The sequence below is a fragment of the Streptomyces sp. CAU 1734 genome (assembly GCF_039888735.1).
In the GTDB taxonomy this organism is placed as follows: Bacteria; Actinomycetota; Actinomycetes; order Streptomycetales; family Streptomycetaceae; genus Streptomyces.
The window spans coordinates 395,142-421,414 of record NZ_JBDQQP010000004.1 but is presented as its reverse complement, the minus strand read 5'-3'; the positions used below and the strand labels follow the sequence as shown (position 1 = coordinate 421,414).

General features: G+C 69.8%; 28 protein-coding genes and 2 pseudogenes. 22 read left to right on the top strand and 8 right to left on the bottom strand.

What is annotated here, in order from left to right; genetic code table 11:
* Positions 1-156: 156 nt before the first annotated feature.
* Complete coding sequence (locus AAFN69_RS10230; RefSeq protein WP_347728022.1) at positions 157-1,650, top strand: VCBS repeat-containing protein; 1,494 nt, start codon at positions 157-159, stop codon at positions 1,648-1,650.
* A 174-nt stretch (positions 1,651-1,824) separates the two neighbouring features.
* Here the strand turns inward: AAFN69_RS10230 and AAFN69_RS10225 are convergent, their stop codons facing one another.
* From AAFN69_RS10225 to AAFN69_RS10210, 4 genes are all read right to left on the bottom strand, one after another.
* Positions 1,825-2,724, bottom strand: coding sequence for an alpha/beta hydrolase (locus AAFN69_RS10225; RefSeq protein WP_347728118.1), 900 nt, complete (start codon positions 2,722-2,724; stop codon positions 1,825-1,827).
* Positions 2,724-4,838, bottom strand: a complete 2,115-nt coding sequence (locus AAFN69_RS10220; protein WP_347728021.1) for an RNA repair domain-containing protein — start codon at positions 4,836-4,838, stop codon at positions 2,724-2,726. Before AAFN69_RS10220 ends, AAFN69_RS10225 begins: the two co-directional genes overlap by 1 nt.
* Positions 4,825-6,465, bottom strand: a complete 1,641-nt coding sequence (locus tag AAFN69_RS10215; RefSeq protein WP_347728020.1) for an RNA ligase family protein — start codon at positions 6,463-6,465, stop codon at positions 4,825-4,827. Before AAFN69_RS10215 ends, AAFN69_RS10220 begins: the two co-directional genes overlap by 14 nt.
* Before the next feature lie 80 nt (positions 6,466-6,545).
* Entirely contained in the window at positions 6,546-6,935 is a 390-nt protein-coding gene (locus AAFN69_RS10210; protein WP_347728019.1) for an ATP-binding protein, read from the bottom strand.
* Positions 6,936-7,126: 191 nt separating this feature from the next.
* Here AAFN69_RS10210 and AAFN69_RS10205 point away from each other — a divergent pair, with 191 nt between their 5' ends.
* Together AAFN69_RS10205 and AAFN69_RS10200 are read left to right on the top strand one after the other, a co-directional pair.
* Positions 7,127-7,990 (top strand): helix-turn-helix transcriptional regulator, encoded by an 864-nt coding sequence (locus tag AAFN69_RS10205; protein WP_347728018.1) that lies wholly within the window; start codon positions 7,127-7,129, stop codon positions 7,988-7,990.
* Positions 7,987-8,259, top strand: a complete 273-nt coding sequence (locus tag AAFN69_RS10200) for a DUF397 domain-containing protein (protein ID WP_347728017.1) — start codon at positions 7,987-7,989, stop codon at positions 8,257-8,259. Before AAFN69_RS10205 ends, AAFN69_RS10200 begins: the two co-directional genes overlap by 4 nt.
* A 57-nt stretch (positions 8,260-8,316) precedes the next feature.
* On the opposite strand, the gene AAFN69_RS10195 is transcribed toward AAFN69_RS10200, so the two are convergent.
* The 4 genes from AAFN69_RS10195 to AAFN69_RS10180 form a co-directional block, all read right to left on the bottom strand.
* Entirely contained in the window at positions 8,317-9,252 is a 936-nt protein-coding gene (locus AAFN69_RS10195; protein WP_347728016.1) for a phosphotransferase, read from the bottom strand.
* Positions 9,230-11,872, bottom strand: coding sequence for an ATP/GTP-binding protein (locus tag AAFN69_RS10190; protein WP_347728015.1), 2,643 nt, complete (start codon positions 11,870-11,872; stop codon positions 9,230-9,232). Before AAFN69_RS10190 ends, AAFN69_RS10195 begins: the two co-directional genes overlap by 23 nt.
* A gap of 285 nt (positions 11,873-12,157) precedes the next feature.
* On the bottom strand, positions 12,158-12,439 hold the full coding sequence (locus tag AAFN69_RS10185) for a hypothetical protein (RefSeq protein ID WP_347728014.1): 282 nt from the start codon (positions 12,437-12,439) through the stop codon (positions 12,158-12,160).
* A complete protein-coding gene (locus tag AAFN69_RS10180; RefSeq protein ID WP_347728013.1) occupies positions 12,439-13,350 on the bottom strand; it encodes a hypothetical protein in 912 nt (303 codons plus the stop codon). The genes AAFN69_RS10185 and AAFN69_RS10180 overlap by 1 nt, the downstream gene beginning before the upstream one ends.
* A gap of 167 nt (positions 13,351-13,517) precedes the next feature.
* Between AAFN69_RS10180 and AAFN69_RS10175 the strand changes: the two genes are divergently transcribed.
* The 19 genes and pseudogenes from AAFN69_RS10175 to rpsQ all read left to right on the top strand — a co-directional run bounded on the left by AAFN69_RS10175 (position 13,518) and on the right by rpsQ (position 26,252).
* Positions 13,518-13,724, top strand: a complete 207-nt coding sequence (locus tag AAFN69_RS10175) for a hypothetical protein (protein WP_347728012.1) — start codon at positions 13,518-13,520, stop codon at positions 13,722-13,724.
* A gap of 260 nt (positions 13,725-13,984) precedes the next feature.
* On the top strand, positions 13,985-14,191 hold the full coding sequence (locus AAFN69_RS10170) for a hypothetical protein (protein WP_347728011.1): 207 nt from the start codon (positions 13,985-13,987) through the stop codon (positions 14,189-14,191).
* Positions 14,192-14,252: 61 nt separating this feature from the next.
* The gene (locus AAFN69_RS10165; protein WP_347728010.1) at positions 14,253-14,783 is read left to right on the top strand and encodes an SseB family protein; all 531 of its coding nucleotides are present in this window, start codon (positions 14,253-14,255) and stop codon (positions 14,781-14,783) included.
* Complete coding sequence (locus AAFN69_RS10160) at positions 14,780-15,403, top strand: hypothetical protein (protein WP_347728009.1); 624 nt, start codon at positions 14,780-14,782, stop codon at positions 15,401-15,403. Before AAFN69_RS10165 ends, AAFN69_RS10160 begins: the two co-directional genes overlap by 4 nt.
* A 31-nt stretch (positions 15,404-15,434) precedes the next feature.
* Positions 15,435-17,870 (top strand): annotated as a pseudogene (locus AAFN69_RS10155) (putative T7SS-secreted protein); the annotation flags it as partial.
* 124 nt (positions 17,871-17,994) lie between these two features.
* Positions 17,995-18,287: pseudogene (locus AAFN69_RS10150) on the top strand (RHS repeat domain-containing protein); the annotation flags it as partial.
* A gap of 1 nt (position 18,288) precedes the next feature.
* Entirely contained in the window at positions 18,289-20,097 is a 1,809-nt protein-coding gene (locus AAFN69_RS10145) for an RHS repeat-associated core domain-containing protein (protein WP_347728008.1), read from the top strand.
* Positions 20,094-20,492 (top strand): hypothetical protein, encoded by a 399-nt coding sequence (locus AAFN69_RS10140; protein WP_347728007.1) that lies wholly within the window; start codon positions 20,094-20,096, stop codon positions 20,490-20,492. Before AAFN69_RS10145 ends, AAFN69_RS10140 begins: the two co-directional genes overlap by 4 nt.
* 470 nt (positions 20,493-20,962) lie before the next feature.
* Entirely contained in the window at positions 20,963-21,271 is a 309-nt protein-coding gene (gene rpsJ / locus AAFN69_RS10135; RefSeq protein ID WP_003948644.1) for a 30S ribosomal protein S10, read from the top strand.
* A 14-nt stretch (positions 21,272-21,285) separates the two neighbouring features.
* A complete protein-coding gene (gene rplC / locus AAFN69_RS10130; protein ID WP_347728006.1) occupies positions 21,286-21,930 on the top strand; it encodes a 50S ribosomal protein L3 in 645 nt (214 codons plus the stop codon).
* A 5-nt stretch (positions 21,931-21,935) separates the two neighbouring features.
* Positions 21,936-22,586: a 50S ribosomal protein L4 gene (gene rplD, locus AAFN69_RS10125; RefSeq protein WP_347728005.1), complete on the top strand. Its 651-nt coding sequence runs from the start codon at positions 21,936-21,938 to the stop codon at positions 22,584-22,586.
* Positions 22,586-22,921, top strand: coding sequence for a 50S ribosomal protein L23 (gene rplW / locus AAFN69_RS10120; protein ID WP_347728004.1), 336 nt, complete (start codon positions 22,586-22,588; stop codon positions 22,919-22,921). The genes rplD and rplW overlap by 1 nt, the downstream gene beginning before the upstream one ends.
* 38 nt (positions 22,922-22,959) lie before the next feature.
* Complete coding sequence (rplB, locus tag AAFN69_RS10115) at positions 22,960-23,796, top strand: 50S ribosomal protein L2 (protein ID WP_347728003.1); 837 nt, start codon at positions 22,960-22,962, stop codon at positions 23,794-23,796.
* 12 nt (positions 23,797-23,808) lie between these two features.
* Positions 23,809-24,090 carry a 30S ribosomal protein S19 gene (rpsS, locus tag AAFN69_RS10110; protein ID WP_003956461.1) on the top strand — a complete coding sequence of 94 codons (282 nt, stop codon included), beginning with the start codon at positions 23,809-23,811 and terminating at the stop codon, positions 24,088-24,090.
* Between the two features lie 51 nt (positions 24,091-24,141).
* A complete protein-coding gene (rplV, locus tag AAFN69_RS10105) occupies positions 24,142-24,489 on the top strand; it encodes a 50S ribosomal protein L22 (protein ID WP_347728117.1) in 348 nt (115 codons plus the stop codon).
* A complete protein-coding gene (gene rpsC, locus AAFN69_RS10100; RefSeq protein WP_347728002.1) occupies positions 24,489-25,319 on the top strand; it encodes a 30S ribosomal protein S3 in 831 nt (276 codons plus the stop codon). Before rplV ends, rpsC begins: the two co-directional genes overlap by 1 nt.
* A gap of 5 nt (positions 25,320-25,324) precedes the next feature.
* Positions 25,325-25,744: a 50S ribosomal protein L16 gene (gene rplP / locus AAFN69_RS10095; RefSeq protein ID WP_347728001.1), complete on the top strand. Its 420-nt coding sequence runs from the start codon at positions 25,325-25,327 to the stop codon at positions 25,742-25,744.
* Positions 25,744-25,968, top strand: a complete 225-nt coding sequence (gene rpmC / locus AAFN69_RS10090) for a 50S ribosomal protein L29 (RefSeq protein WP_347728000.1) — start codon at positions 25,744-25,746, stop codon at positions 25,966-25,968. The genes rplP and rpmC overlap by 1 nt, the downstream gene beginning before the upstream one ends.
* Positions 25,968-26,252, top strand: coding sequence for a 30S ribosomal protein S17 (gene rpsQ, locus AAFN69_RS10085; protein ID WP_347727999.1), 285 nt, complete (start codon positions 25,968-25,970; stop codon positions 26,250-26,252). The genes rpmC and rpsQ overlap by 1 nt, the downstream gene beginning before the upstream one ends.
* Positions 26,253-26,273: the final 21 nt, after the last annotated feature.

Here is a 26,273-nt window from a genome sequence, read left to right as displayed (position 1 = left end):
CGGCCCCTTTGTCCCGTGCCCCGGCCGCCGGACCGGCCCCTTCGCCCCGTGCCCCGGCCGCCGTACAACCATCCGTACCGCAGACGGGTCGTAGGCGGCGGGAGGGACATACGCCTCTCCCGCTCAATGCGCCCGCGCATCATAGGAGTTGGCGATATGCCTCATCCCTTCCCGCGCCACCGTCTCGCCATCGCGACCGGTATCGTCCTGGTCGCCGGAGCGGTCGCGGCCCCCGCCGCCGCGACCACCGTCCCCGCCGCCGTGCAGGCCGCCGCGGTCACGAAAGCGGTCGCCGGATCGGTCGCCGCCCCGAGTCCCGCGCGGCTCCACGACGACTTCAACGGCGACGGCTACCCGGATGTCGCGATCGGCGCGGACGAGGCCCGCGGATTCCACGGCGCCGTCAGCGTCCTGTACGGCGGCCCCGGAGGGCTGTCGAAGTCCCGCAAGCAGATCCTGACCTGGCCGGACCGGAGCGGGCTCGCGGTGCCCGGCCGGGCCGAGTACGGCGAGGAGCTGGCCACCGGAGATCTGAACGGCGACGGGTACGCGGACCTCGTCAGCACTCTCGACTCACCCCCGGCCGACGGTGATCGCGGTACGACCACCGCGGTCAACTGGGGCGGCGCCGGCGGCCTGGCGAAGAACGCCACCGTGCTCAGATCCCTGCCGGGCGACCAGGACGCCTCCGGCGGACTCGCCGTCGGCGATGTGGACGGGGACCGGAAGGCCGACATCGTGCTGACCGACGAGTACGGCGGGGGCCATGTGCTCCGCGGCCCGGTGAGCCGTGCCGGGGTCTGGAGCGGAGCCACCCCATTCGACAGCGGACTGAACACAGGGCCCGGCGCACTGCCGGCCATCGGCGATGTGACCGGCGACGGTGTGGGCGATCTGGCGCTGGTGGGACGGGGCCAGTACGCCGCCGTCGTCGTGCTGCCCGGCGGCCGGCGGGGATTCGGCACCCCGGTGGAGATCAGGGACGCGGCGGGCGGGACCGTGGCGGGCGGCGGCTCGGTGGGCATCGCCGACCTGAACCGCGACGGCCACGGCGATGTGGTCGTGGGCACCCCGGTCGACGCCCACGAGGGGGACCGGCCGGTGCGGAAGGGCGGCGCCGTCCTCATCGCGTACGGCGGCGCGGCGGGGCAGAGCACCGCGCTCAAGCCGGTCTGGATACACCAGGACACCCCGGGCGTGCCGGGCACCGGCGAGTCCGGCGACAGCATGGGTTCCGCCCTCGCCCTCGGGGACACCAATGCCGACGGCTACCCCGATGTGCTCGTCGGGCTCCCCGCCGAGCATGTCAGCGGCAAGCCGAACACCGGCAGGGTGCTGGCCCTCAAGGGCGGACGCAAGGGCGTCAGCGGCACCGGCGCCAAGGAGTTCGGGCAGTACACCGCCGGTGTGCCCGGCACCACCGAGACGAACGACGTCTTCGGCGCGGCCGTCTCGCTCGGGGAGTACGCGGGGAAGGGCCGCGCCCAGGCGGTGATCGGCGCCCCGCGCGAGAATGCCCGGCAGGGCGCGATCTGGATCCTGCGGGCGGATTCCACCGGGCTCGTCGCCCGGGGCTCGGTCTCCTTCGGCGCCGCCACCATCGGCGCGCCGACCGGCGCGAGCCTCTTCGGCGGCCGGCTCACCGACTGAGCCACCGGGGCGCGGGGCCGCCGGGCCGCCGGGTCCGGTCGTCGTGCTTCCGGGGCGCCGGTGTCATCGCGGACCTCGCGGTGGCACCGGCCCGGGCCCTTCCGGCGGGGGACACTCCGCTGCCCCGGCCGGAAGGCCCCGGCACCACACCGGGCCCCGCCATCCGGCCGGGTGTCACCGCCGAGGGCCCGGGCCCGGCGGCTTCCCGTCCGCCGCCCCGCCCCGCCGCGCGTCCGCCGCCCCGCCGTGCGCCCGCCGCTCGGCCTCGGCCACCGCCGCATCCCGCAGAAAGTCCTCGATCACCGCGCACAGCACATCCGGCCGCTCCAGATGGACGTCGTAGCCGCTGCCCGGCACGCTCATCGCCACCGTCTCCGGGCGCCGCCGCATCATCTCCATCCCCTCGGAGCCCGACACCAGCCCCCACTCGCCGACCACCAGCAGCACCGGCGCCCGCACCCCGCGCCACTCGGGCCAGTAGCTCCGCAGCGCGGTCTCCCGCAGGGTCTCCACCATCACCCCGGAGTCGAACCGGGGCCACCAGCCGTCCTCCCGCTCCTCCAGGCCGGCCGCCCAGACCTCCCCCCGCACACCGCCCCCGAGGAACTTCGCCGCCACCTCCGGCGAGGGAAAGGGAATGGGCCAGGCGGCGAGACACCGGCGGATGTGCTCGGGCCCGTCGTCGTTCGTCCCGCGCACACCCGCGTCCACCATCACCACGGCGGTGATCCGGCCGGGGTGCGCCGCCGCCGTCAGCATCGCGGTGTGCCCGCCGAGTGCCTGCCCCACCAGGGCCGCCTCCGCACACCCCAACTGGTCCAGCAGGGCGATGACATCGGCGGCGTACGCGGCCCGGGAGACATCGGCCGGCCGGCGCTCGCTCGCCCCGTGTCCACGCTGATCGAGCGCGATCACCCGGCGGGACCGGGAGAGCAGAGCCGCCAGCGCCGCCCACTCGCCCGCGAACCCGGCCAGTCCGTGCAGCAGCACCACCGGTGGATCCGACCCGGATCCACCCGAGTCCCAGTAGACGATCCGGGTCCCCTCGCGCACCATCCGTCCCGGGGACCCCATCAACACAGCGCCACGATCCCGCCGGGCCCCGCCGGAGCGAGCGTCACCCCGGACAGCCCCCGCGACCAGGCCGCGCCGATCTCCGCCAGCCGGGTGCCGTCCGGCGGCGTCGCCCCGAGCCCGATCGCGTACCGGAGGATTCCCCCGCCGCCGTGGGGGAGCGGCCGGGGCCAGGCGTACGCGTCCGGCGACCCCGCCTCCGCGAGCGCGGCGAGCAGCGCGCGCATCCGTCCCCGTACCCGCCCGTCCAATGTCTCGATTTCCCCGCCGCCGGCCGGTCTCACGGTCACCACGGCCCAGGCCGCGTGATCGGCGACCGTCGGCGGAATCAGCAGCTCCGGCCAGGGGCCCGGCCCCGACCCGGTTATCTCCCAGGCCCGGTAGGACTCCCGGACCAGCAGTTCACACCCGGTGGCACTCACCTGCTCCGTACATGAACGCACCGGCTCACTCGGCGTCATGATGGCCATTGTCGGGGCCGGGACATCGCCGCCCACCGGATTGCGCCAGTCCCACGCGGCCCATCTGCCGAAGAAGTACCGCAGCAGCTCACCCCCCGCACGCCCCTCGGCCTCCCGCACGGTCAGCGCGGCCAGCACCGCCCACCCGATCCCCGGCACCCCGCCGAACGGAGCGGAATCCAGGCCGCGCGCCCGCGCCCAGCTCTTCACCTCCCGGGCCAGCCGGACAAAGGCATCCCGCTCCGCCCCCACCGACGCGAGCACCGCCACCGCGTCGCTCACCGCGCTCAGCGCGACAGCGGCGGCCCCGCCCAGCTCATCCCGCCGCCGGACGGCGTCCGCCACCGGGATGCCGCCACAGCCCACCACCACCAGATCCACCGCCAGCGCGCCGGCCCGGAACCGTACGCCCGGCACCCGCGCCCCGGTCACCTCCCGCACCGCCTCGGCGCCCGGCAGCGCGCGGCGCACCCGGGCACACACCTTCGCGGGCTCCGGGCCCGGCAGCACGAGCACCAGATCCAGATCGGCCCCGGGCAGCGCGCACCCCATCCGCCGGGACCCGGCGACATGCACCACCCCCTCGGCGAACTCGGCCCCGAGCGCGAGCACCACCTCCTCCACCGGCTCCCGGCCCAGCTCGACCAGCACCCCGTAGTGATCGGAGATGAACTCCCCCTCGCCGCGCAGCTCCGCCCGTCCGGCGCGCGGACCGCGCAGCAGTACGCGGTCGATCCGCCCGGCCCGCCCGGTCAGCGAGGAGACGGCGGCCAGCGGATTGCGCACCGGGTCGAAGGTCGGTGTCGTGTCCGCGACGCCGTGCACGGCGGTCCAGGCGTCCACCAGTCCCAGCGTGCGCTGGGGCAGATCACCGGGGTCGTTGAAGTCGCCCATCAGGACGACGTCCCCGCCGAGCCCGCCGGCGATCTCCGCCAGCTGAGCCTCCCGCAGCGCGGCCCCGTCCACCGAGTGATCGCTGCTCAGATGGGTGGTGGCAAGGGTCAGCGGCCCGTCGGCGGTCTCCACCACCACCGCGAGCACCGCCTTGTGCCGCCCCAGCGGATGCAGCCCCGCCTCCCGCACCGGCAGCCGGCTGAGCAGCAGCAGCCCGTACTGGTCCACATCCCGGGTCCCGGGGACGACGGTGTACGCCTCCCGCACCCACGCCGCCCGCCGCACCATCGCCAGCAGCGCGGGCTCCACCTCCTGAAGCGCGATCACATCGGCGTCCGCCGTCCGCAGCGCCTCCAGCAGCAGGGGCCGCCGCCGGGCGGTGTCGATGCGGTCGCTGTCGTACCGGTCCCAGAGCGTGTTCCAGGTCAGCACCCGAGGACTCCTCGCGGAGGGGCCGGCCGGTCCCTCCGGGACGGCCCTCGGCTCGAAGAACGGGGCACACAGCAGCCGCGCCTCCCGCACCCGCCCGGCGCCGGTCGTGTCGATCCGGTCGATCCCAGCCGACCGGTCCCAGAGCACCTCGCCGTCGGCCTCGATGAAGAGCACCCGGTGCCAGGGAATCTCCCCGCCCGGTACGAAGGAGACCAGCGGCACCCGCTTGGGCTCGGCCCCGCGCTGCGCCACCCCCAGCGTGAACCGCGCCGCGTCGAACCGCGCGTCCCACCGCACCCGGTGGAAAATCTCCTCACTGGTCCGCATGCGTCCCGCCCCCGCTGTCGTTGTCGCTGTCCTCGATGGTCCCGCCGGGCCCGATGTACCAGGTGCGGTGCGCCTCACCGGCGTACGGCGGCGAGAACCGCCGCAGCTGCGAGGCCAGCACCTCCGCCGGCACGGCATGCGCCCGCCCGGCATTGCGCCGCGTCAGCTCGTCCTCGTCCACCAGCACCACGGCATGGGTGACCAGGGCATTCCGCCGCCGGGCGACCGCCTGGACATGCCCGCGCTGCCGGCGGTTGAGCGAGGTGGCGTCCCAGACCACCGTCCCGCCGGCGGCCAGCGCGGCGTCGAGCCGTTCCAGTCCCGTACGGAGGACCCGGGCATTGCCCCGCTGGTCCCCCCGGTCGCCGGCGCTCTCCCGCAGTTCGTCGAGCGAGACGCGGACACCGGCCTCGAGCCCGGCGGCGAAGGTGCTCTTCCCGCTCCCGGACGGCCCGACCAGCTGTATCAGCTCCGGAAAGTCCCCGTCCCGCCAACGCCAGGTCGCGGCCACGGCCTCCTCCGGCGTACGGATCCGCCCCAGCGCGTACGCCTCCCGCGCCTCGGCCCGGCACCGGCCGCGCAGATCCCCGAGGGGCGGCGGACCGATCTCCGCCGCGTACAGCGCCGACCACTCCACCTGCTCCCGGGCCTCGTCCGTCTCCGCCACCGCCTGCGCGACCCCGTGCGCCAGCCCCAGATCGGCCGCGTACGACAGCCGGATCAGCCCGGCCCGCCGCTCCTCGTCCGGATACGGCCGCTGGAGCCCCTCGGCGGCCCCGACGAGATCGGCCACCCGCCGCGCGAGCCCCATCCCGAGCTTCGCGCGGAGCCGCCCGGCGAGTGTCCCGCGGGGCTCCCGGTGGAGCAGCGAGGCGAGCACCCCGGCGAGCCGGAGATCGCCGAGCCGCCCGTCCTCGTACACCGGCCCGGACAGCTCCCTCCCGAGGTACGCCCCCAGCGCCCCCGGATCCGCCGCCGCCCCCGACCGCACGTCCCAGAGCGCGGCGGCCGGCCCGAGCCTGTTGGGCACGGCGGCCGAGTGCATCCAGTGCGTATCGGTCTGTACGTGCCCGGGCCGCACCCACTTGGCGAGCCGTTCCCCGAACTCCGCCATCGGAAAGCCGTCGGCGGGCCGGACGACATACCCCTCCCGCCGGGCCGGATCGACCTTCAGCCCGCGGATGGCCCGCTCGTCGTACACCCCGCGCCACAGCACGGCGGGCACGGGTATCCCGGCCCCGCGCAGAAACTCCACGGTCCGGTCCCAGCTCAGACAGTTGTTCCGGTCGTCCCAGACCGAGAACCCGTAGAAGTGCCCGGCGAGCGCGTCGTACGCCAGCGAATGCCGCGCGTACATGTTCTCGCCGCACACCCGCCACCCGGGCGGGATCAGATGTCCGATCCGCCCCTGGAGGGCTTTGACCCGGGTCCGGGACGGATGGTGGGCCGAATCCAGCGAACGGGCGTGGAGGCCGTCCGCGTACAGCGTGGTGTTCTCGCCGTCGAGTTTCTCGGTGACGACGACCTCACGGCCGATCAGCCCGGAGAGATCCCCCGTGCGTATGTCGTCCGGTGCGGCACCCGGCGACCACGGGAGATGCGGTGTGCGTGGATAGTGCGTCCGCATGGAAATCGGCCCCCGGACTCGATGACGGCGTGCCGGGCCACTTTAGGAGCGGGTGTGTGCGGCGATCGAATCAATAAAGCTCAGAGCGCCTCCGGACACACTCCGCACTCGGCCCACACGGTCTTCCCGCCCCCGGGCCCGGAGGTCACCCCCCACCGCCCGGCCAGCGCTTCGACGAGCAGCAGCCCGCGCCCGCTCTCCCCCTCCGCCTCTTTCCGGACCCCCGGAAACCGGTCCCCCCGGGTATCGGCGACCTCGATCCGGATCGCGGCCCCGGCGAGGATCAGGGTGAGCCGGAAATCCCGCCCGGGAAGGGATCCGTGGATGGCGGCATTGGCGGCGAGCTCGGCCACGATCTGCTCGGCGGCCCGGTGGTCGAGCCCCCAGGACCGCATCTGCCGCGCGGTGATCAGCCGGGCGAGGTGAGCCCCTCGCCGATTCGAGGAGAGCCGGACGCTGAACTGGGGCATGGGTGTGGGGGTTTGGGTGAGTTGTTCTGTCACATCACTCAGGGTGGTGAGGGATCCGCGAACCGGCCAGAGGTCCGAACCGTACGCACTCCGTTTGTCCCGCCGTTGTCCCGCGCTGTCCCGGCTGTATCGCGTGACCGGCGGGTACGGCGGCCGTTGAACACGGTCAACACGTCGGAAGCGGGTGCGGGATGGACGATACGACAGACGTGACCGGCGGGGCGGACGAGCCCGGCTGGGACGTTGATCCGGACGACGAGATCGCCCCGGCGGTGGTGATGGCGGGCTCCCAGCTCAGGGCATGGCGCAGGGACGCGGACCTGACGGTGGGGGAGTTCGCGGAGCGGATCGGCTACGGCGAGGACCTGATCCGGAAGGTGGAGCGGGGGGCGCGGATCGCGCGGCCGGAGTACTTGGACATGGTGGACCAGGTGCTGGGCGGGAACGGCCGGATCGCGGCGATGAAGGAGGTGATGGCGGAGGCGCGGTATCCGAGGAAGGTGCGGGAGCTGGCGAGGATGGAGGCGCAAGCGGTCGAGTTCGTGGCGTACAACAACCACAACATTCATGGACTGCTGCAATCCGAGGAGTACGCCGGGGCACTGATCGGCACACAGCGTCCCGCCTACTCACCTGATGAGATCGAGCGAATGGTGGCCGCGAGGGTGGCCCGCCATTCGATTTTCGATCGCTTGCCTGCTCCGGAGCTGAGTTTCATCCAGGAAGAGGTGACGCTGAGGCGGCCGATCGGGGGCAGAATGGTGTTGCGCCGACAGCTCGAACGCCTGCTGGAAGTAGCTCAGTTGCGGAATGTCGAGATCCAGGTGATGCCGACTGACCGTGAGGACCATGCCGGAATGAAGGGGCTGATGGAGGTGCTGAAGTTTCAAGACGGAACGGCGTTGGGGCGCTGTGAAGGTGACTTCAACAGCCGCCCGGTCTCTGATCCGAAACAGCTCCGAATCATCGAGCTTCGGTATGGAATCATCCGGGGCCAGGCTCTCTCGCCTCGGGAGTCTCTGGCCTTCATCGAGCAAGTACTGGGAGAGACATGACTCGCAAGCCCTCTGCCGGGAACGGTCCCGAGCTGGAGTGGTTCAAGAGCAGCTACAGCAGCAGCAGTGATGGCAACGACTGCGTCGAGGTGGCGTGGTCGAAGAGCAGCCACAGCGACAGCAGCGATGGCAACGACTGCGTCGAGGTCGCCTCCAGCCCCGCCTGCCCCACGGTCCACGTCCGCGACTCGAAGAACGCCCGGGGCCCCCGGCTCGGCTTCACCCCCGACACCTGGGCGGCCTTCATCACCCACGCGTCCACCCACTGATGGCGACGATCTCGGCCCGCCCCCGGTGACCACTGGGAGCGGGCCGAGATCCTCCGCTCAGCTGGTGACTCGCGCTGTCCTCTCCACGGATTCCACGAATCCGTACATCTCCTCGTGAATCCGGCTCTTGTCCGGGTTGGGGAAGCGGACATTGTGCCGGTGGTACCGGTGGAAGGCGATGATCAGCGCCGCATGCTCGATTTCCACCGGCAGTGCGGCGGCGTCCGTCTCCGACAGCGGCACAACCTCCTGGTAGCCGGCGACCAGGGCATTGAGACGATCGGCCACGAGCAGGCCGTCCACCTTGGCCAGGCCGACCGCTGCCATTCCGAGGTCGAGAAGTGGGTCGTCGATGGAGACGGTCTCCCAGTCCAGGACGGACAGCCGGCCATCCTGGCGGACGATGACGTTGTCGTCGAAGAGGTCGCCGTGGACCACGGCGAGGCTGCGGGCTCTCTCCGTTTCGGACTGGTGCACACGAGCGAGTCGTTCAATGAGCCATTCGGCGAACGCCTTGTCGGCGAACTGCGGAATGGCTGCCCGGTGCTCTTCCGAGAGTCTGCGGGTTCCTGCGGGAATGTCCATGAACTCGGGATCTTGCGGTGAGAGCGAGTGCAGCCGGCCGAGGATACGTCCCGCCTCGGGCAGGAGAGCGAGCGGCAGGGGCTGTATCACTGTGCCTTCGATCCACCGCTTGAGGATGACCGGGCGGCCGTCGAACTGAGTGATGAGCGACCCGTCGGCCGCCGGAACGACCTCGCTCGTGGGCAGACCGTTCCGCAGCATGGCCCGGGTGTGCGCGGCCAGGCTCTCGGCACTCCGCACATCGTGGTTGTCGAGAATGGTCAGGACGAATTCACCCGACGAACTGGTCAGATGGAAGCTTGAGTTCGCCGCACCTCCGGCCAGGGGAGTGATCCGGGCCCGGTCGAGCGCATAGCTCCCGGCGACCGCGGGCAGGTCGATTCGATCAATAGTGGTGTAGTTCGCCACCCGGCTGCTCTCCTCTGGTCTCGGCGGCTTCCCGGCGCCGATCATCGACAATTGCTGCCCAGCGCGCCTGAACCTGTGTCTGTCCGTCCAGCCACTGCGCAAGCGGCAGGTCGGGCGGGGTCTCCTCGCCCGCCATGAGATGACTGAGCTCCATGAGATACGCGAATTCCTCACCGCGCACGCACTCGCCCAGTGCGGACCTCGCTTCCGCGCACAGCGCGGGTGAGTCGAGCACCACGGCATGCAAGCACTCGGCGAACCGTACATAGGCCACCGAGGAGGTCAGCCCCGATTCCTGGGCCAAGCGGGCCACCTCTTCGGCACGCTGTGGCAGATCGGCCGCGACACCCGCGTCCCGCACCAGCCCGGCGATCTGTGTCTGGACCTCCGCCCAGCGAATCGACACCCCGGCGAGCATCTCCTCGGCACGGGCGATCTGCTCGGCGGCACGCGGACGGTCCTGGAAGGCCGCGGCGAAGGCCAGACACGCCTGGGAGAGTGCCGCCTCACCCGGCTGGCCCGCTGTCAGCGCCTCGTCACGGCTCGCGGCGTAGGACGAGCATGCCGATGCCGGGCTTCCCTGACTCCACCACAGGTCACCGAGTACCCGATCGCGACGGCCCTCCGGCCCGAGGTTCTCGGCCGCGGTGCGCACCTGGGGGAAGCGTCCCATCCGGCGGGCGAGGTGGGCCAAGCCGCGGGCCGCAGTCGGAGTGAGCCGTCCTCCCGTGGCGACGACCTGCTCCATCCCGGCCAGGGAGAGTTCGAATCGCCCCAGGTCACGCTCGCACTCGGCGAGAAAGTACAGCGGCAGTTCGCGCAGGGACTCCGGAAGCCGGCCCGACTCAAGCACCGCGCGCAGCTGGTCGGCGGTCTGCCCCCGGTGCTGCCGCTGGCGCCGGGCGATCGCGGACAGAGCCATGGCCAGGGCCTCAGTGGGGCTTCCGGGCGCAGGACCGTCTTCTCCGGTCGCCGGGGCGGAGGCCGGAACCTCGATGGGTTCCCAGACGAAGTCCTCGACATAGCGGAAGGCGGCGTCGGCCAGCCAGCCGAGCTCCAGGCCGTGATCCCGGGCGAGCCGCATGCCCTGCCGCAGCGCGGCCACCAGACGCGTACGCTCTCCGAGCGCCTCATGCTCCAGGGCGTCGAAGGCCCGCTGGGCGGCCCGCTGCCAGTCCGCCTCGCTCCAGCGGTCCTCGCTGGTGGAGTCGGCCTCCCGTACCGCGTCCCGAACCAGCTCGTGCACTCGGTACGGCCAGGGTGCACCGGGGTCGGTGTCCACGAAGGGGCGTTCCACCAGCTCCAGGGCAGGAGCGTCGTGGTCGAGGCCGGCTGCGGCGGTCGCCAGCCGCAGGGAGAAAGCGTCCAGCAGGCTCACCGCGCGCAGCACCTGCCGTACGCCCGGAGTCAGGTCACGGAAAGTCCGGGTGACCAGGGCCGGAAAATCGAGATTGAACTCATCCGGCTCCGGAGCGCGTCCGTTGCGCCGGTACAAGTCGAGAAAGCGCATGACGGCGAGGTCCAGATACAGCGGCAGTCCGTGAGAGTTCGCTGTCACCGTGTGCCGGGTCCGGTCACCCATCAGCGGCTGGTCGGAGACGGTGAGCCGCTCGCGCAGGTAGGTTTCGCAGTCCTCCGCCGACAGATATCCCACCGTGTGCTGACGCGGCTCCTCATGCGCGCCGCCGACGAGCAGGGGCCAGAATTGCCGGCCAGCCCAGTCCAGCTGGCCCTCAAGCTTGGGATCGTCCCATTGGAGTCGGTTTCTGCCGGTGATCACGAACAGGGCATTGGGCATCAGCCACACCACACGCTGGATCAGGCGTTCGAGATCACGGTGGGCGCGGTTCCCGACATCCTCGAAAGTGTCGAGTAACACCAGCAGTGTTCCCTGCCGCTTCGCCGGGATCCTGCTCAGGTCCCAGGCCAGCAGGTGGGCGTAGTAGCTCAGCGCTTCCACATCCGGGTCCGCCTCCAGCAGGTCGGCCAGGCGGCGGCACTCCGCCAGCGCCCGCACCTGATGCCGGTGCTCCCGCAGGGCCCGTACCAGTGACTGGACTCCCTGGCCGAGCACGGCGCCCGCGGTCCCGGGAAGTGCCACCGCCTGCGCGACATCCGCCAGCGCCGACTGCATCTGTCCCGGCAGCGACGCCGTGCCGGGGAACCGGCTGAACCAGGTGCGCCGCCGCAGATACGCCTCGATCGGCTCGCCCGGATGGTTGCGGTCCCAGTAGCGCTGAAAGGCGAGATCGAAAGTGGGCATGGGCTGCCCGAGCTCCGCCGCTCCCAGCCGGAGCGCCAGCATCAGCGACTCGAAGTCCCCGCCCGCGTCCCGGGAGAGATCGACACGGACGGGTACCACCCTGCCCGCCTCCGGACCGAGCACCGGCCAGTCGCTCCGGTGGCGCTCGCCGCTGACGAGATGCTCGGCGATGCCACGGGACAGTGTGGATTTGCCGATTCCGCCGACCCCGTAGAAGACGAGGACGTTGCGCCGGGCGGTCTCCAGATCCTCCACATCGAATCCGGGACGGGTCACCCGCTGTGCGTGACCCGCGAGACTCACCGCCACCGTGTGCCACTCGTCCCGCCGGTCGGCGAAGAAGTCGACTGCCTTCACATCGCGGTCATTGGACCGGAACAGAGCCCGTAAATCCGACCGGGTCACATGGCCCCCCGAGTTGGTTGACTTGGATCGGCCCGGTCCAGCCAGGCCAGGGACCCCAAGTCAAGCAGGAGTTGGGCGCTCGGGGACACATGATCCCTCTCGTGAGCGACCGCCTCGCTGTTCCGTGTCCTCCGTACCCGTCGATGGGTGGGTCTCCGGAGGCCGGCCTCGCTTCCCCTGGTTGCTCAGTCCGATCGTCCCGCCGCCGGTGAGCGCCGGCGGCGGGACGGGAGGCCGTCAGTCGTTGAAAGCCTTCTCGGCCGGCGGGTTGAAGAAGTCCTCGGCGCTGGTGGCTTCCAGGGCCCTGTCCAGCCAGGCGTTGGCTGTTTCGAGGTCGGTGCAGGAGCGGATCCGCTTGCGGTCGTCATCGCTGAGGCGGATCAGCCGCTTCTCCAGAACCTCCACGACCACTTTCGTGACCTGCTTGACACTGCCCCTCACCCGGCCCTCGATGTAGCCGATGAGGTAGCAGTTCTCCCCGATCGTTCCCCGGCCGGGGAAGTAGGTACCGACACGCATCAGCCCTCGCTCCCGCCGAGTGGGTCGGTCTCGGTGAAGAGGCCGGTCGCGTCGGTGACCTCAAGGGCCCGGTCCAGCCACTGGTCCAGCACGTCGAGATCGGTGCAGCCGCTGATCCGTTCACGGTCGGCGTCGGTGAGGGAGACGCCCCGCTTGTCCAGCACCCGCAGGATGGACTTCGCGCGTCCTCCCGCTTCGCCCTGGGCCTCGCCCTCCAGCAGCATCGCCTCGACCAGTGTTCCCCGCCCGGGGAAGTAGCTGCTCACGGTCATCAATTTCCTCCAGATCTCCCCGGCCGGAGTGCTTCCCAGGCCGACCTCGATAAGTTGCGTGAAGTATTTGACGGACTTCATGTCGGCGGAGGCCATGGCCGTGGCCAGCGCCTCCAGTATGGGGCTGACGTTTTCGTCCTTGCTATGTGTCAGCACCGCCAGCGTGGCGAGCGCCATGTTCCGTTCGGCCTCGGCGGCGCTGATGATGACCGGCATGTTGTCCGGCCCCAGGACCAGCGGATGGGTGCTGAGCGCCGTCCAGTGGTCGAACCCGGTCGTGAACGGTCCCGCCGCCCACTTCGCCGTGGCCCGGTCCTTGCAGACCACCAGCAGGAGCACGGGGAGGCCGAACTTCTCCCGGAGGTAGGCCACGTAGTACGGCCAACTCGTCTCCTTCCTGTGGTCCTTGCGGCCCTGGGCCTCGATGGCGAGGAGGAACCGGCGGTCGTCGGATGTCTCGACGCGCAGGACGCTGTCCACGCGCCGTTCCAGCGGGCGGATCTCGGTGACGTCCCCGGTCAGCACTTCGACCGAGGTCTTGGCCGGCAGGGGGATGTTCAGGACCCCGAACACCGGGGTCAGCAGCTCGGGCCGCTCCTGGAAAATCTTGTGCGCGGCCTCGTGTTGAGAAGTGACCATGAATCGGACGCTAGAGCGCCCGAGATCGTAAAAACTATGACATGGGCACATGACAACACGAATGGATGATCATGATGTGCAGGAGTTGACCAGGGTTTGTCATGTCCTTCGATGAACGGCCAATAAAGAAGAGGTAAGTAATGGCGTCGCTCGTATATTTTCGGAAGGTGTCCGAATCCGCTGATTCTGTCGAGTACACGTTCGGCTTCGACGGGGACGAGACACGGCGGCGCCTCGTGGTCGACCTCGGTGAGCGCCGACCGAGGCCGGTGGACGGGGAGATGGACCACGCCTTCACCAAGGCGTGGTGGAAGATCAGCGCGACCCGGCGGGCGACGGGAGCCTGGCCCGAGGCGGGCATGAGTGCCAGTTGACGCTCCCGCCGCGGGAAACGATCCTGCTCGCAGGAGAGGGCTGGGCAGCCGGGTCCGGGTGGAGTGACGGCCACCTTCCGCCGGCCGGGCCCTTACGGCGATCGGCGCGGGGCGCGCCGGTGTCGTGTGCCGGCACAACCCCGGCTCCATCCCCCAGGGGAAGGATGAGGGGGAGAGGGGCTCACGAAGGCGCTACTGGGGGGCGGCAGCGACCGGTTCGGAGGGGAGAGGCAGTGGCTACACTCGTCTATTTTCGGAAGGTGTCCGAATCCGTCGAAACGATCGAGTACTTATTCGGCTTCGACGGCGACGACGCCCAGCGGCGGCTGGTCCTGGACACGGAGAGCCGCAGAGCCAGACCCGTGGACGGCAGCATCGACTACGCCTTCCTCAAGGCGTCCCGCCGCATCAACGCCATGCGGCACGAGATGAGCGCCTGGCCCGACACGGGGAAGAGCGCCAGCTGATCACCGCGGGTCCCGGCTGAGCCGAGCGACGTGCGCGAGGGCGCCGTGGCAGCATGGCCGTATGACCGACAACGGGGGTGCGATACCGGGGCAACGGCGCTCGCGGCTGGCCGATCTCGCCGACATGGCCGCGGCGCCGCAGGCGGAGCGGCAGGACGAGCCCGCCCCGCCGCCGGCCGCCGCCGAGGCGCGCCGGCCCTCCCCGGAGGAGGAATTGGCCCGCGCCCGGCGGGATTTCGCCGTGATATTGGGGGAGTTCCGGCGCACCGCCGTCCTCGTGCCCTTCGACGACCACGACAGTCTGTGGACGGCCGACCAGAACGGCATCCGCTGGATCTGCGCCTTCTCGGACGAACAGGCCCTGGCCCGGTTCGCCGCCGCGCGCGGGGAGGCCGGCAGACAGTGGACGTACCGCACCGTCCTCGGCGCGCGGCTGCTCGACGCGATGATTCCGGCGCTCGGCATCCCGGCCGGGGTGGCGCTGGACGCGGGCAGCGCGGACGGAATGCTCTTCCCGCCCGTCGTGGGCATCGTCCCGGACGCGGTCGCACTCGACCATGAACAGCCGGCGCACGCGGGGGAGACGGTATGAGCAAGGACGCGGATCTGGTCGCACCGCCGGCGGCGCTGGCGCAGATCGCCCAGGGGATCGATCTCGCCCACGCCGAGCTGAAGGACCTCGGGATGATCGGCGAGGCGACGGCCGGCCGGGGGTTCTCCGATCTCGCCCTCTCCGGGCTGGAGCTGGGCCACGACGGGCTCACGGAGCAGTTCAGGACCTTCTGCGAACGCTGGGAGTGGGGCGTCCGCTCGCTGGCGATGCGCGGGAACGCCTTCGCGCAGGGCGTCGGGCTGTCGGCCGGGGCGTACGCGGAGCAGGAACGCTACGTCAAGGACACCCTCAAGATCGCGGTGAACTCCGTCAACGGCAATCCGCACCTCAGCGAGGACGAGGTCAAACAGAAGAAGTGGGACGACATCATCCGCCAGTCCCCGACGGACAACCCGGACTGGAGCGGTGAGTCCTTCTCCCGTGCGCACGACGAGGTCGGGCAGACCTGGAAGGACACCGGTTACGACGTCCAGGACGCCCTGCTGGACTCGATGGTGAGCAATGGCTCGGTCGACCCGGAGACGGCCCGGCTGATGGACGGCGAGCTGCGGGAGTTCTACGACCCCTCCGACGGGGCGGTCGAGCGGGCGAAGGACTGAGCACGCGGCGGGCGGCTGAGGGGGGATCGGCATGGTGGATTTCGGCGGGCTGGGCAAGGCCATCGGCGATGGCCTCGGGTCGGGGTACGACGCGCTGCGGGACGGGGTCGACAAGGGCAAGGAGCTGGTCGGCGAGGGTGTCGACGCCGTCACCAATGTCACCGGCGATGTGCTGGACAAGGTGGGCGCGGAGGACTGGGCGGACTCCGTCGAGGACTGGGGCGACGAGACCGCGTCATCGCTCGGCGCCGACATCGACGAGCAGCAGCTCGGGCAGACCGATGACCCCGAGGAACTGATCCACGGCAACCCGGGGAAGATCGCCGGCACGGTGAAGAACCTGCGGGACTTCCAGAAGGCGTTCGACGCGGTGGGGGAGGGGATGCGGAAGCTCGACTCCAGCCGGTGGAAGGGGGAGGGGGCGAACGCCTTCCGGGAGAAGTTCTCCGTACTCCCCACGGACTGGCTGCGGGCGGCGGACGCGTTCGAGTCGGCGGCGAAGGCGCTGGAGGCGTACGCCAAGACGGTGACCTGGGCGCAGGGGCAGGCGAAGGAGGCCATCGCCCTCCACAAGAAGGGCAACGCCACTTCGAAGGAGGCGGCGGACGCGTACAACAGGAGGGTCGACGCCTACAACGCCGCCCGCGACGAGCCCAGCCCGCCCCCGAGGCCGGAGCCGTTCACGGATCCGGGCAAGGCGGAGCGGGCACAGGCCAGGGCGCTCCTGAAGGAGGCCCGCCGCCAGCGCGACGAGGCGGCCGAGACCGCGAAGGGCCTGGTCGCCTCGGCGCTGGCGCATGCGCCGAAGGAGCCCAAGGGGCTGGACCGGCTGAAGTCGGACGCGTTCGACCACATGATCGCGAGCGGCACCGAGAACATGCATCTGCTCGGCGGCATCGCCAAGGGCACCGCCGGGCTGCTCGGCTTCGTCCGCAGCGTGAACCCGCTCGACGCGTACAACCTGACCCACCCCGCCGAGTACTACAAGAACGTCAACATGACCCTGGCGGGCCTGGTCTCCACGGTGGCCAACCCGGACCGGGCGCTGAAGAACGCCTGGGAGGCCGCGAAGGGCGACCCGAGCGAATTCATCGGCCGTCTGATCCCCGAGCTCATCGGCGCCAAGGGCGCGGGCGCGATCCGCGGGGGCATCCGGGCGGGGACGAGGAACGGCGTGGACGTGCCCGGCACGGGCAAGGGCCGGGAGGGGGTGAGCGACCCGGCGCACTCCTCCCGTACCGGGGACTCGGTGGAGAGCGATCACACCGACCCGATCGACCTCGCCACCGGGATCATGTATCTGCCACAGACGGACATCGCGCTGCCGGGTCTGCTGCCTCTGGTCTTCCGCCGCCGGGTCGCTTCCGACTACCGGGCCGGACGATGGTTCGGCCCGTCCTGGTCCTCCACGGCGGACCAGCGGCTGGAGATCGACTCCGAGGGTGTGGTGCTGGTCCGCGAGGACGGGCTGCTGCTGGCCTATCCGCATCCCGCACCCGGGGTTCCTGTGCTGCCCAGCCACGGCCCGCGCTGGCCGCTGGACCGCACCGCCGACGGCGACTACACGGTCACCGACCCGGACACCGGACACATCCGCCGCTTCGCCACCTGGCGGGATGACAGCGCGCTGCTCGCCCAGATCGACGACCGCAACGGCAACTGGATCACCTTCGAGTACAACGACGGGACCGGCGCGCCGACGGGAATCGTCCACCACGGCGGCTACCACCTCAAGCTCACCACCGGCGAGGGCCGGATCACCGCCCTCCACCTGGCGGGCGCCGCGCCGGACGGCTCCGACCAGCGAATTCTGAGCTACGGCTACACCGACGGCCATCTCACCCATGTCACCAACTCCTCCGGCCTGCCGATGCGCTTCGGCTACGACGACCACGGCCGGGTCACCTCGTGGACCGACACCAACGACAGCCGCTACGACTACGCCTACGACGACCGGGACCGCTGTGTCGCCGAGAGCGGCACGGCGGGCCACATGTCCCTGAGCCTGGAGTACGGGACCGACCCGGAATCCGGCCTCCGGACGACCACGGCGACCACGGCCGGCGGCGCGGTCCGCCGCTATCTGGTCAACGACGCCCACCAGATCGTCGCGTCCGTCGACCCCCTGGGCGCGGTCACCCGCTACGAGCGGGACCGCTTCAACCGGCTGCTCTCCCTGACCGACCCGCTGGGCCACACCACGCGGTACGCGTACGACGACGCGGGCAACCCCGTCCGGGTGGTCCGCCCGGACGGGCGGGAGCGCTCGGCGGAGTACGACGAGCTGGGCCGGGTGGTGAGCCTGCGGGGCGCGGACGGCAGGGCGAGCCGCCAGACGTACGACGAACGCGGCAACCGCACCTCGGTCACCGACTCCACGGGCGCGACCACCCTGCTCCGGTACGACGAAAGGGGCCGTCTGACCTCGGTGACGGACGCCTTGGGACACACCAGCCGGATCGGCTCGGACGCCGCGGGTCTCGCCGTCGAGACCACCGACCCTCTTGGCGCGGTGACCCGCGTCGAACGCGACGCGTTCGGCCGCCCGGACCGAGGCCGACGGCTCCCGTCAGTCATGGACCTACGACGGAGAGGGCAACTGCCTGACGCACACCGACGCCCTGGGCGCTGTCACCCGCTTCGAGTACACCCACTTCGACCTGATGACGGCCCGCACGGGTTCCGACGGGGTCCGCCACGAGTTCGAGCACGACAGCGAACTGCGCCTCTCCCGGGTGCGGAACCCGCAGGGGCTGAGCTGGCGGTACGGGTACGACGCGGCCGGGCGCCTCGTCTCCGAGACGGACTTCGACGGCCGGACCCTGGATTACGGACACGACGCGGCGGGGCGCCTCACCACGCGTACCGATGCCCTCGGCCGGACCATGAGGTTCGCCCACGACGCCCTGGGGCGAGTGGTCTCGCGGGACGCGTCCGGGGCGGTCACGACCTTCACCTACGACGTCTTCGACCGGATCGCCGAGGCGGTGGGGCCTGACGCGACCATCACCTTCCTCCGCGACCGGCACGGCCGTCTCAAGTCCGAGACGGTCAACGGCCGCACCCTGGAGTACGGTCATGACGCCCTCGGCCGCCGGATCTCCCGGACCACGCCGTCGGGAGCGGTCAGCACCTGGACCCATGACGCGGCGGGCCGCCGTGCGAGCCTCACCACCTCGGGCCGCACCCTCACCTTCGAACGGGACGCGGTCGGCCGGGAGACCACCCGGCGCATCGGTGACACGCTTACCCTGGAGAACACCTTTGATCAGCTCGGCCGTCTCAGCGGCCAGCTGATCAGCCACGGGGACCGCGGCATCCAGCGCCGCGGCTACACCTACCGAGCCGACGGCAACCTCATCGCCACCGAGGACCGGCTCACTGGCCCGCGCACCTACGACCTGGATCCAGCAGGCCGTGTGACCGCCGTGCATGCCGCCGACTGGACCGAGACATACGCCTACGACGCGGCCGGCAACCAGACGAACGCCACCTGGCCCGCCGGCCACCCCGGCCAGGAGGCCACCGGCCCCCGCGCCTACACCGGCACGGTGATCACCCGCGCCGGGAGCATCCGCTACGAGCACGACGGACTCGGCCGCGTCACCCTCCGCCAGAAGACCCGGCTCTCCCGCAAGCCGGACACCTGGCGCTATACGTGGGACGCGGAGGACCGGCTCACCGGCGTCACCACTCCGGACGGGGCGACCTGGCGCTATCGGTACGACCCCCTGGGCCGCAGGATCTCGAAGCGGAAGACGGCGGGGGGCGGCCGGGCCGACCCGTCCCAGGTGATCTTCACATGGGACGGCGGAACGCTCTGCGAGGAGGTCACGGTCGACCTCTCGGCCCGGCCTGTCTCCCTGACCTGGGATCACCTGGGACTGCACCCGGTGGCTCAAACCGAACGTATTTACGATTCCCGGTCACCTCAGTCCCTGATCGACGACCGCTTCTTCGCCATCGCCACGGACCTGATCGGTACACCGGCGGAACTGATCGACGAGGACGGCCTCCTCGCCTGGCAGTCCCGCAGGACCCTCTGGGGCACGACCGCCTGGGCCAGGGACAGTGTCGCGTACACCCCGCTCCGATTCCCCGGTCAGTATTTTGATCCGGAATCGGGGCTGCATTACAACTTCCACCGTCATTACGACCCGGAGGTTGGGCGATATCTTTCGCCTGATCCGCTGGGACTGGCCCCCGCGCCGAACCCGTCCGCATATGTTCGCGACCCTCGCACCTGGTCCGACCCGCTCGGGCTGGCTCCGTGCACCAATCCCGGCCCGCAGGAGCGAGAGGCCAGAGGTATTCGGCAGGGCGAAGTCGAGCGCACGCTCGACAACTCGCTCGACAAGGACACCTATCTGCGCGATGTCGCCGAGAAATATGGCATCAATCTCCGGGGATCCGGACGGGACATCAGCGTGGTGTACGACCCCGATCTCCCGCAGGGGAACGAGGGGGTGACCCGCGCCGTGGAGGGCGGACTCGTCATCAGAGTGGGCCCGTCGGGAGTGGTGGACGACGTCACTGCCGCGAACACCATTGCTCACGAGCTGAGCCACGCCAGATATTATCTCCGCAACGGCACTTTCGAGGGTGAAATTCACGGCACTGCGGATTCCATGGCCGATGGCACACCTTATGGATCGGGAAATGCGCTTCAAGACTGGATCGAGGGAAACAGGTGATATCGATGCCTGAGTGGCGCGAGGCCGACACCGAGGTGCATCCGCTGTGGCGGCGGACGTTCAATCAGGACTGGACGGGGCCGGACGTCGCGGCCCCGTGTCCGGTCTGCGGAAACACCGGACTGCACCGCTGGTATCTCCTGGAGAACGCCCGGCCGAGGAAGTACGACGGAATCGAATTCGCCGGCCGGGGGCGGCTCTGGGAGTGGTGCGACAGCTGCCGCACCTTCGAGCACTACCCGGACGGGTCCGTGCCGTCCTGGTGGTCCGCTCCCTACGGGCCCGGCATCCCGGATCCGGGCCGCACCCCCGAGGCGATCGAGCGGGCACGGGTGGCGGCGCACAGGCGGGGCGTACAGGGAGAGCCGGAAGAGAGTTCTCGTCACGCCGAGTGACCGATGGTGACCGAGGGGACCCCCCGCGCGGCCCGCCGCACGCGCCGGCCCGCCGCCCCGCCCCCGCCAGTGATCCCCTGGGGTACTCTCTTCGGCCCGATTGGCCAGGCCCGGGGCGCGTGTGGCAGACTATCGGGGTTGCTCGGTTTGAGTGCCGATGCTGCGCGCCTCCCGCCGGGAGGACCGGAAGCGAGTCCCACAGTACTCGTCGCCCCATCTGCCCTCCGGGCAGCGCTGAGGCGGACGTACGGGAATCTTCCGGGAAGTGTCAGCGGGGTGCCGACCAGGCGCTCGGTGGGTGTTCCTCCCCCGATACGCGGGCTGGGCCCGCACACCCTTGGTTGGGAAATCCTTCGGGAGATCTTCGTAGAGGGAGTGCGACACGCCCGACCGCGTGGGTCGGAGAAGGATCGCAGTACCGGCCGAAGCGTCAGAGCGTTTCCACCAACAGACAGGACTACGAAGTAGCCATGGCGGGACAGAAGATCCGCATCCGGCTCAAGGCCTACGACCACGAGGTCATCGACTCTTCGGCGAAGAAGATCGTCGAGACGGTGACGCGTACTGGTGCGTCGGTCGCAGGCCCGGTGCCGCTGCCCACTGAGAAGAACGTGTACTGCGTCATCAAGTCGCCGCACAAGTACAAGGACTCGCGCGAGCACTTCGAGATGCGCACGCACAAGCGCCTGATCGACATCCTCGACCCGACGCCCAAGACCGTTGACTCGCTGATGCGCCTGGACCTTCCGGCCGGCGTTGACATCGAGATCAAGCTCTGAGAGGCGCGGAAGAGATGGCAAAGCAGATCAAGGGCGTCCTGGGCGAGAAGCTCGGCATGACCCAGGTCTGGGACGAGAACAACCGTGTCGTCCCGGTGACCGTCGTCAAGGCCGGGCCCTGCGTCGTTACCCAGGTCCGTACGAATGACTCCGACGGCTACGAGTCGGTCCAGATCGCCTTCGGCGAGATCGACCCGCGCAAGGTGAACAAGCCCCTCAAGGGCCACTTCGCCAAGGCCGACGTGACCCCCCGCCGCCACCTGGTGGAGCTCCGCACCTCCGACGCCGCCGAGTACACGCTCGGCCAGGAGATCACCGCCGCTGTGTTCGAGTCCGGCGTCAAGGTTGACGTCACGGGCAAGAGCAAGGGCAAGGGCTTCGCCGGTGTCATGAAGCGTCACAACTTCAAGGGCCTCGGCGCCGGTCACGGCACCCAGCGCAAGCACCGCTCCCCCGGCTCCATCGGTGGCTGTGCCACCCCGGGCCGTGTGTTCAAGGGCCTCCGCATGGCGGGCCGTATGGGCAACGAGCGGGTCACCACCCAGAACCTGACCGTTCACGCTGTTGACGCGGAGAAGGGCCTGCTCCTCATCAAGGGTGCGGTTCCTGGTCCCAACGGCGGCCTGGTCCTGGTCCGCACTGCGGCCAAGGGGGCCTGAGGACTATGAGCACCATTGACATTCTGTCGCCCGCAGGCGACAAGACCGGGACCGTAGAGCTCCCGGCCGAGATCTTCGACGCCAAGGTCAGCATCCCGCTGATCCACCAGGTCGTCGTCGCGCAGCTGGCCGCCGCCCGTCAGGGCACGCACAAGGTCAAGACGCGTGGCGAGGTCCGCGGTGGCGGCAAGAAGCCGTACCGCCAGAAGGGCACCGGCCGCGCCCGTCAGGGTTCGACCCGCGCCCCGCAGTTCGCCGGTGGTGGCGTCGTGCACGGTCCCGTGCCGCGTGACTACTCGCAGCGGACCCCCAAGAAGATGAAGGCCGCCGCCCTGCGCGGTGCCCTCACCGACCGGGCCCGCAACTCCCGCATCCACGTCGTCACCGGCGTGGTCGAGGGCGGCATCTCCACCAAGTCCGTCCGGACGCTGATCGGCAAGATCTCGGAGCGCAAGAACACGCTCCTGATCGTCGAGCGCTCCGACGAGGCCGCGTGGCTGTCCGCCCGCAACCTGCCCCAGGTGCACATTCTGGAGCCGGGCCAGCTGAACACGTACGACGTGATCCGCTCCGAGGACGTGGTCTTCACTCAGGCCGCCTTCGAGTCCTTCGTGTCTGGCCCCAAGGCCAACGAGACCGAAGGGAACGACGCCTGATGACTGAGAACGAGAACGCCACGGCGCTCGTCACCAGCAAGACCTACTCGGACCCGCGTGACATTCTCGTCAAGCCGGTCGTCTCCGAGAAGAGCTACGCGCTGCTGGACGAGAACAAGTACACGTTCATCGTCGACCCGCGTGCGAACAAGACCCAGATCAAGCAGGCCGTGGAAGCGGTCTTCTCGGTCAAGGTCACCGGGGTGAACACGATCAACCGGCAGGGCAAGCGCAAGCGCACCCGCACCGGTTTCGGCAAGCGCGCCAACACCAAGCGCGCCATCGTGACCCTTGCCGAGGGCAACCGTATCGACATCTTCGGCCAGGCCTCCTAACGGAGGCCCTGGTCCGAATATCGGACGAGGACTGAGAAATGGGTATCCGCAAGTACAAGCCGACGACTCCGGGCCGTCGTGGCTCCAGCGTCGCCGACTTCGTCGAGATCACGCGGTCCACGCCGGAGAAGTCGCTGGTCCGCCCCCTGCACAGCAAGGGCGGCCGTAACAACACCGGTCGTGTGACCGTCCGCCACCAGGGCGGTGGCCACAAGCGCGCCTACCGAGTGATCGACTTCCGTCGTCACGACAAGGACGGCGTTCCGGCGAAGGTCGCTCACATCGAGTACGACCCGAACCGCACCGCGCGCATCGCGCTCCTGCACTACGCGGACGGCGAGAAGCGCTACATCATCGCCCCCCGTCACCTGTCGCAGGGCGACCGTGTCGAGAACGGTCCGACCGCCGACATCAAGCCCGGCAACAACCTGGCGCTGCGCAACATCCCGGTCGGTACGACCATCCACGCCATCGAGCTGCGGCCCGGCGGCGGCGCGAAGTTCGCCCGCTCCGCGGGTGCCTCCGTGCAGCTGCTGGCGAAGGAGGGCACCATGGCCCACCTTCGTATGCCGTCCGGTGAGATCCGCCTGGTCGACGTCCGCTGCCGCGCCACGATTGGCGAGGTCGGCAACGCCGAGCAGTCGAACATCAACTGGGGCAAGGCCGGCCGCCTGCGCTGGAAGGGCGTTCGCCCGACCGTCCGCGGTGTCGCGATGAACCCGGTTGACCACCCGCACGGTGGTGGTGAGGGCAAGACCTCCGGTGGTCGCCACCCGGTCAGCCCGTGGGGTCAGAAGGAGGGTCGTACTCGTTCTCCCAAGAAGGCGAGCAGCAAGTACATCGTCCGCCGCCGCAAGACGAACAAGAAGCGCTAGGAGCGGGTTTAGATGCCGCGCAGTCTCAAGAAGGGGCCCTTCGTCGACGACCACCTGATCAAGAAGGTGGACGTACAGAACGAAGCAGGCACCAAGAACGTCATCAAGACCTGGTCCCGTCGCTCGATGATCGTCCCGGCCATGCTGGGCCACACGATCGCGGTGCACAACGGCAAGACCCACGTCCCGGTGTTCGTCACCGAGTCGATGGTCGGCCACAAGCTCGGCGAGTTCTCGCCGACTCGCACCTTCCGCGGCCACGTCAAGGACGACCGGAAGTCGAAGCGCCGCTAACGCGGGGTGGAAACGACTATGACGAACGTGTCAGACACTGAAGGGACAACCATGGAAGCCAGGGCCCAAGCGCGGTACATCCGCGTCACGCCCATGAAGGCCCGCCGCGTGGTGGACCTCATCCGTGGCATGGATGCCACGGAGGCTCAGGCGGTCCTGCGTTTCGCCCCGCAGGCCGCCAGCGTGCCGGTGGGCAAGGTGCTCGACAGCGCCATTGCCAACGCCGCGCACAACTACGAGCACACCGACGCCAACTCGCTGTTCATCAGCGAGGCGTATGTGGACGAGGGCCCGACCCTGAAGCGGTTCCGTCCGCGTGCTCAGGGCCGTGCCTACCGGATCCGCAAGCGGACCAGCCACATCACCGTGGTCGTCAGCAGCAAGGAAGGAACCCGGTAATGGGCCAGAAGGTTAACCCGCATGGGTTCCGGCTCGGTATCACCACGGACTTCAAGTCCCGCTGGTACGCCGACAAGCTGTACAAGGACTACGTCAAGGAAGACGTCGCCATCCGGCGGATGCTGACGTCCGGTATGGAGCGCGCCGGCATCTCGAAGGTTGAGATCGAGCGCACCCGTGACCGCGTCCGTGTGGACATCCACACCGCTCGCCCGGGCATTGTCATCGGTCGCCGCGGCGCCGAGGCCGACAAGATCCGCGGCCAGCTGGAGAAGCTGACCGGCAAGCAGGTTCAGCTGAACATCCTCGAGGTCAAGAACCCCGAGGTGGACGCTCAGCTGGTGGCCCAGGCCGTCGCCGAGCAGCTGTCCTCCCGTGTCTCCTTCCGCCGTGCCATGCGCAAGAGCATGCAGTCGGCGATGAAGGCGGGCGCCAAGGGCATCAAGATCCAGTGTGGTGGCCGTCTCGGCGGCGCCGAGATGTCCCGCTCGGAGTTCTACCGCGAGGGCCGTGTGCCGCTGCACACGCTCCGCGCGAACGTCGAGTACGGCTTCTTCGAGGCCAAGACGACCTTCGGCCGCATCGGTGTGAAGGTCTGGATCTACAAGGGCGACGTCAAGAACATCGCCGAGGTCCGCGCCGAGAACGCCGCCGCCCGCGCCGGCAACCGTCCGGCCCGTGGCGGTAACGACCGCCCGGCCGGCCGCGGTGGCCGCGGTGGCGAGCGTGGCGGTCGCGGTCGCAAGCCGCAGCAGAGCACCGGTGCCGAGGCCCCCAAGGCCGAGACCGCTGCCGCTGCTCCGGCTGAGAGCACCGGAACGGAGGCCTGACCGAAATGCTGATCCCCCGTAGGGTCAAGCACCGCAAGCAGCACCACCCCAAGCGCAGTGGTATGGCCAAGGGTGGTACGACGGTTGCGTTCGGCGAGTACGGCATTCAGGCCCTCACGCCGGCATACGTGACCAACCGCCAGATCGAGGCGGCTCGTATCGCGATGACCCGCCACATCAAGCGTGGCGGCAAGGTCTGGATCAACATCTACCCGGACCGCCCGCTGACCAAGAAGCCCGCCGAGACCCGCATGGGTTCCGGTAAGGGTTCCCCCGAGTGGTGGATCGCGAACGTCAAGCCCGGTCGGGTGATGTTCGAGCTGTCCTACCCGAACGAGAAGATTGCTCGTGAGGCGCTCACCCGAGCCGCTCACAAGCTTCCGATGAAGTGCCGCATCGTTCGGCGCGAGGCAGGTGAGGCGTGATGTCGGCCGTAACCAAGGCGTCCGAGCTGCGCGAACTGGGCGGCGAGGAGCTTCTCGGTAAGCTCCGCGAGGCCAAGGAAGAGCTGTTCAACCTCCGCTTCCAGGCGGCGACCGGACAGCTCGAGAACCACGGCCGGCTGAAGGCCGTCCGCAAGGACATCGCGCGGATCTACACCCTGATGCGTGAGCGCGAGCTGGGCATCGAGACGGTGGAGAGCGCCTGATGAGCGAGAGCAACGTGACTGAAGAGAAGACCGCGCGCGGTTTCCGCAAGACCCGTGAGGGTCTGGTCGTCAGCGACAAGATGGACAAGACCGTCGTCGTCGCTGTCGAGGACCGTGTGAAGCACGCGCTGTACGGCAAGGTCATCCGCCGTACGAACAAGCTCAAGGCCCATGACGAGCAGAACGCCGCCGGCGTCGGCGACCGCGTCCTCCTGATGGAGACCCGGCCGCTGTCCGCCACGAAGCGGTGGCGCGTCATCGAGATCCTCGAGAAGGCCAAGTAATTACTCGAAGGGGTAACCCTT

What these genes read in the sequence shown, in the direction of transcription:
- rplW (WP_347728004.1), top strand. Translation starts at nt 22,586, where the DNA reads ATGACTGAGAACGAGAACGCCACGGCGCTCGTCACCAGCAAGACCTAC.
- AAFN69_RS10210 (WP_347728019.1), bottom strand. Translation starts at nt 6,935, where the DNA reads ATGCCCCAGTTCAGCGTCCGGCTCTCCTCGAATCGGCGAGGGGCTCAC.
- rplP (WP_347728001.1), top strand. Translation starts at nt 25,325, where the DNA reads ATGCTGATCCCCCGTAGGGTCAAGCACCGCAAGCAGCACCACCCCAAG.
- AAFN69_RS10205 (WP_347728018.1), top strand. Translation starts at nt 7,127, where the DNA reads ATGGACGATACGACAGACGTGACCGGCGGGGCGGACGAGCCCGGCTGG.
- AAFN69_RS10145 (WP_347728008.1), top strand. Translation starts at nt 18,289, where the DNA reads ATGAGGTTCGCCCACGACGCCCTGGGGCGAGTGGTCTCGCGGGACGCG.
- rpmC (WP_347728000.1), top strand. Translation starts at nt 25,744, where the DNA reads ATGTCGGCCGTAACCAAGGCGTCCGAGCTGCGCGAACTGGGCGGCGAG.
- rpsS (WP_003956461.1), top strand. Translation starts at nt 23,809, where the DNA reads ATGCCGCGCAGTCTCAAGAAGGGGCCCTTCGTCGACGACCACCTGATC.
- rpsJ (WP_003948644.1), top strand. Translation starts at nt 20,963, where the DNA reads ATGGCGGGACAGAAGATCCGCATCCGGCTCAAGGCCTACGACCACGAG.
- AAFN69_RS10185 (WP_347728014.1), bottom strand. Translation starts at nt 12,439, where the DNA reads ATGCGTGTCGGTACCTACTTCCCCGGCCGGGGAACGATCGGGGAGAAC.
- AAFN69_RS10200 (WP_347728017.1), top strand. Translation starts at nt 7,987, where the DNA reads ATGACTCGCAAGCCCTCTGCCGGGAACGGTCCCGAGCTGGAGTGGTTC.
- AAFN69_RS10165 (WP_347728010.1), top strand. Translation starts at nt 14,253, where the DNA reads ATGACCGACAACGGGGGTGCGATACCGGGGCAACGGCGCTCGCGGCTG.
- rplD (WP_347728005.1), top strand. Translation starts at nt 21,936, where the DNA reads ATGAGCACCATTGACATTCTGTCGCCCGCAGGCGACAAGACCGGGACC.
- rplB (WP_347728003.1), top strand. Translation starts at nt 22,960, where the DNA reads ATGGGTATCCGCAAGTACAAGCCGACGACTCCGGGCCGTCGTGGCTCC.
- rplV (WP_347728117.1), top strand. Translation starts at nt 24,142, where the DNA reads ATGGAAGCCAGGGCCCAAGCGCGGTACATCCGCGTCACGCCCATGAAG.
- AAFN69_RS10220 (WP_347728021.1), bottom strand. Translation starts at nt 4,838, where the DNA reads ATGCGGACCAGTGAGGAGATTTTCCACCGGGTGCGGTGGGACGCGCGG.
- AAFN69_RS10160 (WP_347728009.1), top strand. Translation starts at nt 14,780, where the DNA reads ATGAGCAAGGACGCGGATCTGGTCGCACCGCCGGCGGCGCTGGCGCAG.
- rpsQ (WP_347727999.1), top strand. Translation starts at nt 25,968, where the DNA reads ATGAGCGAGAGCAACGTGACTGAAGAGAAGACCGCGCGCGGTTTCCGC.
- AAFN69_RS10230 (WP_347728022.1), top strand. Translation starts at nt 157, where the DNA reads ATGCCTCATCCCTTCCCGCGCCACCGTCTCGCCATCGCGACCGGTATC.
- AAFN69_RS10215 (WP_347728020.1), bottom strand. Translation starts at nt 6,465, where the DNA reads ATGCGGACGCACTATCCACGCACACCGCATCTCCCGTGGTCGCCGGGT.
- AAFN69_RS10225 (WP_347728118.1), bottom strand. Translation starts at nt 2,724, where the DNA reads ATGGGGTCCCCGGGACGGATGGTGCGCGAGGGGACCCGGATCGTCTAC.
- AAFN69_RS10180 (WP_347728013.1), bottom strand. Translation starts at nt 13,350, where the DNA reads ATGGTCACTTCTCAACACGAGGCCGCGCACAAGATTTTCCAGGAGCGG.
- rplC (WP_347728006.1), top strand. Translation starts at nt 21,286, where the DNA reads ATGGCAAAGCAGATCAAGGGCGTCCTGGGCGAGAAGCTCGGCATGACC.
- rpsC (WP_347728002.1), top strand. Translation starts at nt 24,489, where the DNA reads ATGGGCCAGAAGGTTAACCCGCATGGGTTCCGGCTCGGTATCACCACG.